Raw genomic sequence first — 14,373 nt, forward strand, 5'->3', positions numbered from 1 at the left:
ACTGGAATTGGGTTCAATCCGCTTCATTTATATTTGCAGATTATTCCTAGAAAAGGGTACTGTTTTCTAAGTGAAAATTCAGACCTGCCGAAAATATGCGTCTCTATACAAACGACAACCGGGAGGTTGGCGGATTTGTAAAAGACACGAGACCATCGGTTACCAGTCGCTCATCTATATTTGCCCGTAGCTCTATAACTAATGTAAAAAATAATGAGTAAGTTACAATGAAAAGAATGCTAATCAACGCAACTCAGCAAGAAGAGTTGCGTGTTGCTCTGGTTGACGGGCAACGTCTTTATGATTTGGATATCGAAAGCCCAGGACACGAGCAAAAAAAAGCAAATATCTACAAAGGTAAAATCACCCGAATTGAACCTAGTTTGGAAGCCGCTTTTGTTGACTATGGCGCTGAGCGGCATGGTTTCCTTCCTATTAAAGAAATAGCTCGCGAATACTTCCCCAATAACTACCACCCTCATGGTCGCCCTAATATCAAAGATGTTCTCAGGGAAGGTCAGGAAGTTATCGTTCAAGTCGATAAAGAAGAACGTGGTAATAAAGGAGCTGCCTTGACCACCTTTATCAGTCTGGCGGGCAGTTATCTGGTATTAATGCCGAATAACCCTCGAGCTGGCGGTATTTCCCGCCGCATCGAAGGAGATGACCGCACAGAACTGAAAGAAGCGTTGGCATCGCTAGAAGTGCCGGAAGGAATGGGATTGATCGTCCGCACTGCGGGCGTCGGTAAATCCGCAGAAGCACTACAATGGGATTTATCATTCCGCCTTAAACACTGGGAGGCGATCAAAAAAGCCGCCGAAAACCGCTCTGCGCCATTCTTAATCCATCAAGAAAGTAATGTTATCGTCCGTGCTTTCCGCGACTATTTGCGCCCAGATATCGGTGAAATTTTAATCGACAATCCCAAAGTTCTCGATCTAGCTCGGCAGCATATCACCGCGCTTGGCCGCCCGGATTTCACCAGTAAAATTAAACTGTATAGTGGTGAAGTTCCCCTGTTCAGCCATTATCAGATTGAATCACAGATTGAATCTGCATTTCAGCGTGAAGTTCGCCTGCCATCAGGCGGTGCTGTAGTTATTGATACCACAGAAGCATTAACTGCGATCGATATTAACTCTTCCCGTGCAACACGCGGAGGGGATATCGAAGAAACGGCTTTTAATACCAATCTTGAAGCAGCGGATGAAATTGCCCGTCAGTTACGCCTGCGAGACCTCGGTGGTTTGATTGTCATTGATTTTATTGATATGACGCCAGTACGCCATCAACGTGAAGTGGAAAACCGCCTACGTGATGCAGTTCGTCAGGATCGTGCTCGTATTCAAATTGGCCGTATTTCCCGCTTTGGCCTACTGGAAATGTCCCGTCAGCGCCTGAGTCCATCGCTAGGTGAATCTAGCCACCATGTTTGTCCGCGTTGTAGCGGTACTGGGACTATTCGTGATAACGAATCCCTGTCGCTATCCATTTTACGTCTGATTGAAGAAGAGGCACTGAAAGAGAACACGCATCAAGTACATGCTATTGTTCCAGTACAAATCGCTTCATATTTACTCAACGAAAAACGCCAGGCAGTCAGTGCAATTGAGCGCCGTCAAGGAGATGTCGGCGTGGTGATCGTGCCTAACGATCAAATGCAGACGCCTCACTTCTCTGTTCTACGTGTGCGTAAGGGTGAGGAAATTTCTACGCTGAGTTACCTGCTTCCTCAATTTCATGAAACTGGAGCGACAAATCCTCAAGAAGATGTCCAACCTGAACGTAAGCGTCCTGAGCAGCCCGCTATTTCTGCCTTTGCTTTGCCAACCGATACGCCAGCACAGCAACCATCACATAAAGCAAAAGAGAAAAAGCCTAACCGCCCTGCTCAGACTATAACGGAACAACCTAGTCTCTTACGCCGCTTCTTGACTGCTTTGAAAAAAATGTTCAGCGCAGAAGAAGAAAAACCAGCACAGAAAAAAGAGAACAAATTATCCAGTCATGATAACCGTCGCTCTTCTGAACGACGCAACCAACGTCGCCAAAATTCACGTAAAGATCGTGATGATAATAATCTGCGTGATGAGCAACGTAATAACCGTGATCGTGACGAACAACGGAAAAATCGTAATACTCAACAGAAAAATAGCTTTCAAGATAACAACGTGACGATAGATCCTGCTGCTCGTGAAGCCCAACAGCAGCAACGTCGCGAGCAACGTGCAGAACGTCAACGCCGTCGTCAGGAAGAAAAGCGTCAACAGCAACTTGAAACCCAGAAGCCAGAAATCATTGAAAATGAGGTTGAAGAGCGTCTGCCAGTTGTACCACGTCGTCAACGCCGTCAGCTTGAACAAAAAATTCGCATCATAGATGAAGTGAAAGAAGTGACAACGGTCGCTTCACTGCCGGTCCCTGTTGTTACAGAAGAGCAATTACCAACGCCTGTTGAAATACCTGTAGAAACAGTTCAACCACAACAACTGGCTGAAAATAAAGAGCAACAAGATAATGTTATGCCACGCCGCTCTCGTCGTTCACCTCGTCATTTGCGCGTTAGCGGTCAGCGCCGCCGTCGTTACCGCGATGAAAGAAATCTACTTCAATCACCGATGCCATTATCTATGGCGGTCGCATCACCCGAAATGGCTTCCGGTAAAGTTTGGGTTCGCTATCCCGTGGTTCCGATTTCCATAGAAATTCCTGAGGAAATTTCCATGATCGAACAACAAGAACAGCAATATGAGGTATTGCCAGCAATAGCAGCAGAAACAGTACCTGCAATCACCGTTGTTGCAGAATCTGAACAGACCATCACTGAATCGCCTAAGGTAGCGGAAACGCTGGAAATTCACCAAGACGGCATCAAACCTGAAACAGGCATTACAGAACGAAATGACATTGTTCTACAGCAAACTGAATCAGAGCAGGAAGAGCCGTCAGTTATTGAACTTGTTGCAATAACGCCAATTGCCCCTGAACTTGAACAGCAACCTGAAGCAAACATTGTTGTTCCTGAAGAAATTGCAACAGTGATGATTGTTGAAGAGAGTAAAGATGAAATGGTTAAACAGCCTGTCGCTATTATAATCAAAGTTCATCATGCTTATGCGCCGATGACAAAAGCGCCAGCCCCTGAGATGATTGAAAAACCGATTACTATCAACGAATGGCAACGGCCTTTTTCCCATTTTGAAGGGAAAGGAGGAGCTGGGGGCCATTCAGCGACTAATGCGGCTACTTCACCAATGGCTAAACCGCAATCCTTCAAATAAATAACATTGTTTAATATTAGCAGAATGGCTCTTTTTGGGGAGCCATTTTTTTTGCTACTAACCCCACAAAAATACTTATCGTTAATTTTATTCTACCTACATAAGGGGTAGTTTAAACGGCTATCCCTGTTACTCTGTTCAATTAATTATCATTCGATCTATACCCTATGGATTTCAAGATGCATTGTGACGGCAAAGGAGCGAATCCCCGGTCACATAGCTAACTATGTGACCGGGGTGAGTGAGTGCAGCCAACAAAGAGGCAACTTGAAAGATAACGGGTATATTATTTAACCAGGAGAATAACCTATGAAACCGTGGCTTATTTTTGGTGCAGGTAGTGGCGTTGGACGTCATCTCGCGACTGTCGCACTGCAACAAAAACGTCCCGTAATTGCGCTTATCCGTAATTCTGAGCAGGCTACTGAGCTGAGTGCTTTAGGTGTCAAAGTGATACAAGGTGATGCCTGTAATGCTGAAGATGTTGAAAAAGCGGTACAACATGTGAGCTCAGAAGCAATCGTCTTTTCTACTATTGGTGGAATTGATTCAGATCTCCCTGGCAATATGACTATAATTGATACTATTGAGAGAGCGGGAATAACACGTATGTTATTTGTCACATCAATAGGTTGCGGCGAAGGCTGGAAAACCTTATCCCCCAGAGCTAAATCACTGTTTGGTCAATCTGTCAGGCATAAATCAATGGCAGAAAGCTACCTTCAGACAAGTTCTTTGAATTATACGATTATTCGCCCAGGTGGATTAACAGATAAACCGGGAACAGGCCATTGCCAAAGGTATCAGCATGAAATTCATGGTGCAGTTAGTCGTCAAGATGTTGCACATCAACTGGCAACTATGGCAGAAGAAGAATCTTCATATCAGCAGATTTATACCTTAGTTGATCCAGAACTTAAACCTGATTGGGTTACTGCATAGTCGGTAAAAATAACCACGCATAAATGCGTGGTTATCTAATGATGCTATTTGAGTTCACCCATTGCTTTAAGCTTTTTAGACAATTCACGACGCTCTTTAGAAAGATCCGCATTTTTAATTATGTGATCATCTATACGGTCTTCATAATCACTTCTCATATTCATAATGATGCTCTGAATATCCTCAATTGACATACCGGGCTTGATGTATTCGCTCAAGTTATCAAGTAATAAAACACGTTTCTGGTTATCACGTATTTTCTTTTCATTGTCTGCGATTTCGCGCTGTAACTTATTCTTACGACGAAACATACGTACAAACTCCAGCACATTGTGGAATGACGGCTTATTTACGTTGTCCATTTTCATACCTTTCTTAACTCAAACGTACAGATTATCCAATTGGATTACACAATACAGCCTAAAGCCATTAATAGACAAGTCAGTTTCCATTCTTTATTGATTTTAATTGATTACGTAAACCTGTTAGCTTACTGATGAAGAGTTCAGCATATTGCTTTAATCGAAAACAACTGGCTAACATCTGGTTAATATAGGTGAATAATGCAGCGCCAACCTTTCACTGATATACCCTTCATCTTTCAAGCTGCTGCTTCGTTGGCTGCACTCGCTCACCCCGGTCACATAGTTATCTATGCTACTGGGGATTCGTTCACTTGCCGCCGCGCTGCGGCTCTAAATCTATTAGGTATAATAAATTTTTCGAAACATAATCTTATATATTTTTATGTAATAATTATTCCGTTGCTATCTCATAGAAATGAAAAAATCATAAAACCATTTCAGATTATTTAGGAATAAAATTATTAATCCAGCCGTTAAAAAAACAAGTTAAATAAAGGCAGTTGATTGTATGGAATATTATTAAAATTTCAAATAATAAGCATCCTCCATAGGATTCTATACTCTTTGAATTTTCGCAAATAATTTTATCTTACAATTTCTCACAAAATGGTATTTTTATGAAATCATTTCGAATGGAAATTTATATAAAATCAAAATAGTTCATTAGTTTATTATTTAAATACCTTACAAAAACCACTATATTTGTGATATTCGTCTTAATAATAAAATAAAAAATTCCTTATTGCCTAAACATAATTAAAATTGACGAAAAACATAATGATGACTAGGTTGGGTGATGAAAAAAATTCCTTTTGATTTGGATGGTTACGAAATCTCTTTTGGCCATGCACGTAGAACAAGAATTCCCATTATCAGAATAACCCACCCCAAAAATGGGATTTCTATTAAGCCATTTTATAGTGTCAATAGAACAAATTTACTTGAAAGAATCCAATATGAAACTGGTTTAAGTGATCAATATATTGAATCTATTAATGAGCATTTTCAAGAGATTAATTATCCATAATAAAACTAAACATATTTAGGAAACTATATTCTAATTATATGCTTTGCTTTCATATAAAACTTATTAAATAATTCATCGGATAACTAGTAAAAGGAGTTGATGAATTTCCTATAATAATACTATTGATAATAGGAAATCTCTCCCTGAAAAATATAATTATCAGTCGACTTCCCCCAGAAAAAGAATAACTCCTACGTTTACTAATTATAATCTATTTGAATTATGTGCATCATGATTTTCATCGTTATTTATCTAATCCTTTAGTGAACTTATCAAATATCTCATTAAATAAACCTCAATGTTGCATATTTTTACCGTCAATATTTAAATAAATTAAATTTTACATATTCACACTATTAATATTTTAGAAATTTCACCTACATTATTGAAGTAAATACATCAACGTAATCAAGGATAAGTGACCTTAAAACGTACAATTTTCTATTCCCATCCCAAAATGTTAATAATTGGTTTCCAATCGCAGAACAGAAAGTAGGAAAACATGTATACAATATTGATTGCAATTACCTAGATTCTCTAAGATAGTAAGCAACAATTGTCTGTATTTTATGGCAAAAATGTCATCCATTCTTTGAAAAAACAGAAGAAACAAACAATTAACATATCATTGGACATTGAACAACAGTGAAAAATAGCAGCGAACAACCCACTTTCTACATCCACGACTACGAAACTTTTGGTCAACATCCGGCCTTAGACAGACCAGCTCAGTTTGCTGGTGTTCGTACTGATATGGATTTCAATATTATTGAAGAGCCATTAGTTATTTACTGTTCACCTGCTGATGATTATCTCCCACAACCAGAAGCTGTCATGATTACAGGCATTACGCCTCAAATTGCATTAGAAAAAGGGGTTAATGAAGCGGAATTTACCCGCCAGATTCACAATGTATTCAGCATACCGAACAGTTGTATCCTCGGTTATAACAATATCCGATTTGATGATGAAGTCAGTCGGAATATCTTTTACCGCAATTTTTATGATCCATACGCTTATAGTTGGCAAAAAGGTAATTCCCGTTGGGATATGCTTGATGTATTACGTGCCTGTTATGCCTTACGCCCCGAAGGTATTGTCTGGCCAGAGAATGAAGATGGCCTACCTAGCTTTAAACTAGAACATCTGACCAAGGCAAATGGCGTTGAACATTCACATGCTCACGATGCGATGTCTGATGTCTACGCCACAATCGCAATGGCAAAATTACTTAAAGAAGTACAGCCAAAGATGTTCAATTATTTCTTCCAGTTAAGAAATAAGCGGAAAATTAGCGCCCTCATTGATATCCCTCAAATGAAACCTCTGGTTCATGTTTCCGGGATGTTTGGCGCTGCTCGTAGCAACCTCAGTTTGGTTGCACCTCTTGCCTGGCATCCAGTAAACCAGAATGCTGTTATTATGTGCGATTTAGCGGGAGATATTTCACCATTACTGGAATTGGATGCAGATACGTTGCGTGAACGTCTATATACCCGCCATGATGAATTGCAGCCGGATCAACCACCAGTCCCGATAAAACTGGTTCATATTAATAAGTGCCCGATAATCGCTCCCGATAACACTTTGCGAGCAGAAGACGCTGAACGTATTGGATTGGATCGTGATCATTGCGAAAGAAATCTAGCTATTCTACGGAATAATCCTCAAATAAGAGAAAAAGTTGTAGAATTGTTTGCAGAGGCCGAACCTTTCCCTGAATTCGATAATGTTGACGCTAAGCTGTATGATGGCTTTTTTAGTGATGCCGATAAAGCAGCAATGAATATTATCCGTGAGACACTGCCTCAAAATTTACCTGCTCTCGATCTGACTTTTCAGGACCCACGGATTAAAACGCTGTTATTCCGCTACCGTGCCAGAAACTACCCTGCTACTCTAACTTACGATGAACAACAACACTGGTTACGTCATCGTCAAGATGTATTAACTCAGGATAAACTCAGTGAATATTTCTTTATAATTGAACAACTCTTTACTGAATATCAAGGCAACGAAGAAAAATGTCGTCAGCTTAAAGCACTCATGGAGTATGCCGTGCAACTGGCTGGATAATTAAACGGGTGGTGAATAAATATAAAACGGCGAGTCATATATACTCGCCTTTCTTTCTGACACGATAACTCTCTCATCAATCTTTACAGATTTAAACTTTCTTAGTACCAGCATGGCGTTGTAACTACTGAGAATATTGACATTAAGATCCCTTGCCCCAATTTTTCAACTTGGATGTTTTCCCAATTCCTGGATTGAGAGTGTTAGTGGGATCAGTCATCCGATAAAAAGCCTTAAGTTGAGGCTTAGCCTGATATAGATGACCTACATTATGCTCTGCGGGATATTCCGCTCCTCTCTTATCAAGCAGTTCTATCATCTTTTCTTTCAATGCATGTACATCCACCCCTTTTTTAACAATGTAATCCTGATGGAACACGTAGCACATAAAGTGCCCACAATAAAGTTTATGTACCAGTACATCATCAAACTCTGGAGGTAATTGTTCAAACCATTCACGATCATTACGGCGCAAAGCGATATCAAGTGAAAGGATATTCTCTACTTCGTTACTATGCACCGCTTGATAACGGATCGCTGATCCACCAGCGGAAAAACGATGCAAGAACGCTTTAGCACCCTCCTCCGGTGTGCAAGCAAAAAAATCCCCTTCCACCCGGCTAAAATATTCTTCCAACCAGCTTCTAGCTTCTTCAACCCCATCACCGGACATCTTTAATATCAAATGGTGCTCAAAACGATTACGATATTCTTTCAAACGTTTAGGCAAGTGGGAAGGAAGTAAACGACTTAACCCCTGCATAATGCGATCGATAAGATTAGAAGGTAAAAATGGAACCCGGTTGAAAATAGCATCCATTCTCCCTTTTAAAGTAAAATAAGCCGGCATTTTATCGGTACCAAGCTTATCAATCATGATGAAAGTATCTTTACCGTAAGTTTCTGCAATATCAAAAATATCCCGGTGCATATATTCACCCGCCACCGGTAAATGATGAAAATTTGCTAATATATGGCGGCGCAATTCCGTCAATACGCCAGTTTGGTTGGTACCGATATAAAATACTTGAGACAAAGGCTCTGCCGGAAAAGTATCGAGCCGGACCGCAAATATAACCAGCTTACCGGCACAACCTGAAGCTTCAAACAAACGGCGCTCGTCAGAATTGAAGCGAGATGGAGTATCCGAATCTACGTCACGCACTCGTTGGGCATATTCATGATCAGATGCTTTACGTTGACCCTGTTCTACATCCTGATCACTGTAACGTTGCTCTTCCAGACAAGAGAGAATCTCTTCTGGTGTTTCTCCCAAATAGATCCCCAGATGATTAATCAATTCTGGCTTACCGCTCTCATTGACCCGTCCATACAATGCCATTTCGGTATAAGCTGGCCCACGATGAACTAAAGAACCTCCTGAATTATTACAGATGCCACCAACCACGGAAGCACCGATGCAGGAAGAACCGATAACCGAATGAGGTTCACGTCCCAGTGGCTTGAGCGCACGTTCGAGTTGCCATAATGTACTACCTGGTAACGCAACTACCTGGTTACACTGTTTTAAAATCTGAATTTTATTCATGCGCAACGTGCTAATGATCACTATGTCACGATCGTAATCCTTGCCATTCGGAGTAGAACCTTCGGTGACTCCCGTGTTGGCCGCTTGCATTAAGATAATTTTATCTGCTTCAACACAGGCCTTAAACACACGCCACTGTTCCACCAGCGAGCCGGGAAATACGACGGCTAAAGCGTCTCCCTGACCGGAGCGAAAGCCTTTACGATAACGTTCAGTTTTATGGGGAGCAGTCAGGATATGAGATTTACCGACAATATTGGTCAGGGTAGTAATGAATTGTTGATTTTGAGAGGTTTTTGTATCATTCATAGTCTCTTCCTTAATAATAATCACCTCTCAGAGCATAGATTGTTTTTCTCCGTTTTCCGTTGAAATTTTTCTTATCTGTAAGCTACCTCGCTGTTTTTTTTCTTAAGCTCCCTTTTCTTCACTATTACGATAAATTAGCAACATAGTAAAAATAATGGCGCCAAATTCGGCGCCATTATTCTTTAATACTAGATATTAAACCATTTCAGAGCATTGAGGCATCGGCTGACGGAAGCGACGGGTCAGGAATACCATATAAACCAGACCAATTGCTCCCCAAGTTAGCCCCAATTCCATAGAACTTTGTTCCAAATTCATCCACAGTACACTCACTGTACAAGCACCTATCACAGGCAGTACCAAGAAATTAATTGTGTCTTTTAGTGTACGATTGCGACGTTCACGGATATAGAATTGAGAAATAACTGACAAGTTTACAAAGGTGAACGCTATTAACGCACCAAAGTTAATCAGAGCTGTTGCCGTAACCAGATCAAAAGTAATAGCAGATAACGCTACAATACCTACCAGCGATACGTTGACTACCGGAGTCCGCCATTTTGGATGAACATAGCCAAATATTTTTTCAGGAAATACGCCATCTCGTCCCATAACATAGAGCAGACGGGAAACCCCCGCGTGAGCCGCCATACCAGAAGCCAAAACGGTGACGCAAGAGAACACCAAGATAATGGCTTGGAACAGAGTACCCGCTACATACAGCATAATTTCCGGCTGAGATTCATCTGGGTTCTTGAACCGAGAGACATCCGGAAAATAGAGCTGTAAGAAATAAGAAACCGCAATGAAGATAACACCACCGATTAATACTATCAGGAAAATTGCTTTCGGAATCACCTTACCAGCATTCGGTGTCTCTTCCGACAACGAACTAATGCCATCAAATCCTAGAAATGAAAAGCACAAAATCGTGGCCCCAGTAATCATTGGGAGCAAACGGGCATCTTCAGAAACGAATGGTTTCGCACTCCATAAAGTTCCTACGCCTTCCCCGTTGTACACACCGTGGATCAGTAAACCCACAAATACAACCATAATGGCGACCTGAACAATAACAATTGCTGTGTTGAGATTAGCAACAACGTTAATGCCACGCAGGTTAAAAGCTGTCATCAGTAATGCAAAACCCACAACGAAGATCCACGGATCTACGCTAGGAAAAATGGCTTGAAGATAAATTTTCGCTAACAAGACATTAATCATCGGCATGAACATATAGTCCAATAGCGATGACCAACCCACCATAAAGCCAACGTGCGGACTAATGGATTTTTGTGCATAAGTATATGCAGATCCGGCAGATGGGAAACGTTTTACCAATTTCCCGTAGCTCAGGGCGGTAAACAGAATTGCGACCAAAGCAATAGCGTAGGATGTCGCTACGTGACCGTCAGTCAAACCAGAAACAATGCCGAAAGTATCAAAGATGGTCATAGGTTGCAGATAAGCAAGCCCCATCATCACCACCTGCATTAAGGTCAGTGTTTTTCTGAGTTGAACACGATTGTTTGCACCAGTCTGGTTGGTGCCTAGTGGGATTGCAGTATTACGAGACATGAGCGAAACCTCCCATAACTTCGATTCGCGTTATGACACTACTTAATCGACAGTTACTGGGAAGACTTCGCTTCTGCCTACAGGCAGGAGAGTTAGAGGCTGGATTATACGCAGAGCGCAATGCTCCGTAGTCATCAATGCAGCAGCATGTACCGATTGGTACAAGTGCAAAAGAGAATAATTGCTCCATATTTAGCGTTCCTCATTACGACAACCGATTCTCATTACGGTTGCTCGTGGGCCAATTATCTATCCGGCTCAGAGTCCGGCCTCTGGTATAGTAAAAAATAAGTCAAAGCAAAAAAAATAACCGACACATATAAACGCATCAGTTATTCTCTAGTGGGCGAATTCTGCACTCGAAGACCTGAAATAGCAATACTCGTCGCACTAAAAGTTCATTATTTTTTACCACACTCATTGATGACGCTATGGAATTCAACGGCGTTATAGACATTTCTTCGACGTGAGCTAAGTTTTAACACAACACAAAACGGATTGCTATTCAGTTTTACAGGTATAAGTAAAAACAAAAACCCCCCTTGTCAGCAACAAACAAGGAGGATTATGGCAATGTTAGTTAAAACGCATTATTAAAAGTCGTAATTGATACCAATGTTATAGCGACGACCATCCAGTTGTGCTCCATAATTCTCGCTAGTCACACGTTTATCAAATACGTTATATACACCGCCCAACACGCGTAAATCTTTGGTCAGATTATAAACAGCACCTATATCCACAAAGGCATAAGACGGTGTTCCTTCACTCATTCTTTCACTACGGCCTAAATAATCTGAGGTTTTACCACGGAAGTTAACTCGGGCCCAAGTTTGCATTTCTGGTAAGGCTTGCCAGTTCAGAGTCGCATTTGCCATATGTTTAGGCATTTTGTTCAAAGGTTTTCCTTTGTGTGTTCCACTCTTCTGTTCTGAATCAGTGTAAGTGTAGTTTGCAGCCAATGACCAGTTTTCAACGATATCCCAGTTCATTGTCGCTTCGACACCACGGATATTAGCCTTCTGTACGTTTATACGTTTACTGATAAATGTATATACATGAGGATCCATTCCGACAGTGCAAGGTTTTGAACTCTGCTCATTACAAATTCTAATTTCTGTAATTTTATCTTTAAAATCAGTATTAAATACCGTCAACCCTGCATTAAAATTATCCTGATTATTCCAGATAACACCAATTTCTTCATTGACGCTTTTCTCGGGTTTCAAATTCGAGTTACCGAGAATAATACCATTTCCGTCTGGATAACCACCTGTTTCCTGCCCCCAACCCTCCGAAATATAACGCAAATCCGGAGAACGGTAACCAGTAGATACACCGCCTTTAATCGTCCATTGTTCATCTACATGCCACACGCCATACAAGCGTGGAGTCCAATGGCTACCAAAATTCTCGTCTTTATCCATACGGATACCACCAGTCAAGGCGAAGTCATTGGTCATCTGCCATTCATCCTCAGCAAAAAATGCCCAACTCCAGCGAGTCAATTTATCCACGCCATTAGTAGAAACCAGTCTATTATCACCGCCATGCAAATTCTCATAACGGTATTGCCCCCCTACACTCACAGTATGATCATCTAACTGTAAAACAGTTTGATTATTAAACACAGTATCCCGATATCTCATATCACGCCTAGGATTACGTGAATCATCATGTTGAATATATGAAGTCATGGTGCCGAAATCATAAATACCATTATGCGTAATAGAATAATTATTACGATCATAATCACTTACCGAGTCATAACGAGACGATTTTCCTTTAGTAGCATCACGCTTCTGCTCATAACGACCCGCTTCAAAATCAAAAGTATTCTTATCATCAGGCGTCAAAGAAAGAATTGCTGAACCGTTACGCATTTCTTGCTCATTAAAACCATAAATAAATTTATCTTCGTTGCGATGAGAATATAGGCCATTGACTTTCAAGCCTAACAAACCATCAACGACGGGGCCTGCCGCATAAACACTGCTCTGATAACTGTTACCTGAATCTTTACTTTCAGTTAACATCGTATCGGCACGAAAACTGGTTTTCCACTCTTTCTGAACTTTACGAGTGATCACATTAATCACCCCTCCCATCGCATCAGAGCCATAAAGAGAAGACATAGGACCACGAACTACCTCGATACGTTCTATCGCAGCCAATGGCGGCAACCACCCCTGTTCAATCCCTGGATTATCACGGTTTGGACGAGTACCACGGGTATCAACACGCTTACCATCAACCAGAATCATCGTATATTGAGACGCCATACCGCGAATACTGATATCACTGTTGCTACCACCACCAGTAACAACGACCCCCGGCACATCTTTCAATGCATCAGTCACATCACGATAAGCCTTAGTTTCCAATTGTTCACGGCTCACCACAGAAATAGACGCTGGCGCATCTTCAATTTTCTGTTGAAAGCCTGCTGCCGTAGTGACAAGAATAGTGTCATTACTGCTACTAGCCGCAAAAACTGAGCCAGATGAGATTGCAGCAATAACGCCTAACGCGATTTTTCTTTTATTAAAAACACCCATTCCCGATTCTCCAAGAGATATAATTACGCTTTATTTATCTATAAAAATGGATAATCAACATGTGCTCAAATAACGAGGATAAAATATTTACCTCTGTGTAGTTTTATTATTTTATTAGTTTACTTATATCTTATCATTATAAGACACAAGACAATATTCTATATTAATCACAACAATCCATCTTATTAACTTATTCCATTTACCATCCTTCGTAGTAAAAAGTGAATCTCAGCATTAACCCGACAAAAACTGTAGTTTTTAAATACGGACAGCTTTTAAATACACAGTAATACAAGGCAAATAAACTATTCCTCATGTACAACAATGCACGTTCTGATTTTTGTGCGCATTCTGCGCTTACGCTTTATTACAAATATAACTTAAACAATAAGTTAAAATGAATTTTCAATCTCTAGCTTTGAAATCAACGCCTGTAAAATACCCCCTTAATAACCGTGTTTAATTTCTTACCATGTCAAAAAGCAATATTAATATCATATACAACCACCTAAGATAATGATATTAAGACAATATATTTCTCGTGATACCAATACCATTACGTAATATTGATAATTGAAATTCAGCTCACTAAGTAGCTCATTCAATAAAAATAAATAATCAACACACGCCAAAATAACGAGAACAAAATATTTATTCCTGTGTAGTTTTATTAGCTTACTGACAT

Annotated in this window: 8 protein-coding genes; 4 read left to right on the forward strand and 4 right to left on the reverse strand. The window is 40.6% G+C overall.

All coding sequences use genetic code 11. The features are described 5' to 3' along the window. Window positions 1–227 precede the first annotated feature (227 nt). A complete protein-coding gene (rne, locus tag OO184_RS11115; protein WP_265379240.1) occupies window positions 228–3,284 on the forward strand; it encodes a ribonuclease E in 3,057 nt (1,018 codons plus the stop codon). A 309-nt stretch (window positions 3,285–3,593) separates the two neighbouring features. Next, window positions 3,594–4,226 carry an SDR family oxidoreductase gene (locus OO184_RS11120; protein WP_265379241.1) on the forward strand — a complete coding sequence of 211 codons (633 nt, stop codon included), beginning with the start codon at window positions 3,594–3,596 and terminating at the stop codon, window positions 4,224–4,226. Between the two features lie 44 nt (window positions 4,227–4,270). Here the strand turns inward: OO184_RS11120 and tmaR are convergent, their stop codons facing one another. Then, complete coding sequence (gene tmaR / locus OO184_RS11125; protein ID WP_049584818.1) at window positions 4,271–4,588, reverse strand: PTS system regulator TmaR; 318 nt, start codon at window positions 4,586–4,588, stop codon at window positions 4,271–4,273. Window positions 4,589–5,387: 799 nt separating this feature from the next. Between tmaR and OO184_RS11130 the strand changes: the two genes are divergently transcribed. Then, window positions 5,388–5,618 (forward strand): hypothetical protein, encoded by a 231-nt coding sequence (locus OO184_RS11130; protein ID WP_265379242.1) that lies wholly within the window; start codon window positions 5,388–5,390, stop codon window positions 5,616–5,618. Between the two features lie 645 nt (window positions 5,619–6,263). Next, window positions 6,264–7,694, forward strand: coding sequence for an exodeoxyribonuclease I (sbcB, locus tag OO184_RS11135; protein ID WP_265379243.1), 1,431 nt, complete (start codon window positions 6,264–6,266; stop codon window positions 7,692–7,694). A 142-nt stretch (window positions 7,695–7,836) separates the two neighbouring features. Here the strand turns inward: sbcB and dld are convergent, their stop codons facing one another. The 3 genes from dld to OO184_RS11150 all read right to left on the reverse strand — a co-directional run bounded on the left by dld (window position 7,837) and on the right by OO184_RS11150 (window position 13,688). Then, window positions 7,837–9,552: a D-lactate dehydrogenase gene (dld, locus tag OO184_RS11140; protein WP_265379244.1), complete on the reverse strand. Its 1,716-nt coding sequence runs from the start codon at window positions 9,550–9,552 to the stop codon at window positions 7,837–7,839. A gap of 195 nt (window positions 9,553–9,747) precedes the next feature. Continuing rightward, the gene (locus tag OO184_RS11145) at window positions 9,748–11,130 is read right to left on the reverse strand and encodes an APC family permease (protein ID WP_265379245.1); all 1,383 of its coding nucleotides are present in this window, start codon (window positions 11,128–11,130) and stop codon (window positions 9,748–9,750) included. Between the two features lie 593 nt (window positions 11,131–11,723). Continuing rightward, window positions 11,724–13,688, reverse strand: coding sequence for a ligand-gated channel protein (locus OO184_RS11150; RefSeq protein WP_265379246.1), 1,965 nt, complete (start codon window positions 13,686–13,688; stop codon window positions 11,724–11,726). Between the last annotated feature and the right edge of the window lie 685 nt (window positions 13,689–14,373).

It is taken from the genome of Photorhabdus aballayi (assembly GCF_026153155.1).
GTDB classification, from domain to species: Bacteria; Pseudomonadota; Gammaproteobacteria; order Enterobacterales; family Enterobacteriaceae; genus Photorhabdus; species Photorhabdus luminescens.

Coding starts and splice junctions, on each gene's coding strand:
- rne (WP_265379240.1), top strand. CDS start 228: ATGAAAAGAATGCTAATCAACGCAACTCAGCAAGAAGAGTTGCGTGTT.
- OO184_RS11120 (WP_265379241.1), top strand. CDS start 3,594: ATGAAACCGTGGCTTATTTTTGGTGCAGGTAGTGGCGTTGGACGTCAT.
- tmaR (WP_049584818.1), bottom strand. CDS start 4,588: ATGGACAACGTAAATAAGCCGTCATTCCACAATGTGCTGGAGTTTGTA.
- OO184_RS11130 (WP_265379242.1), top strand. CDS start 5,388: ATGAAAAAAATTCCTTTTGATTTGGATGGTTACGAAATCTCTTTTGGC.
- dld (WP_265379244.1), bottom strand. CDS start 9,552: ATGAATGATACAAAAACCTCTCAAAATCAACAATTCATTACTACCCTG.
- OO184_RS11145 (WP_265379245.1), bottom strand. CDS start 11,130: ATGTCTCGTAATACTGCAATCCCACTAGGCACCAACCAGACTGGTGCA.
- OO184_RS11150 (WP_265379246.1), bottom strand. CDS start 13,688: ATGGGTGTTTTTAATAAAAGAAAAATCGCGTTAGGCGTTATTGCTGCA.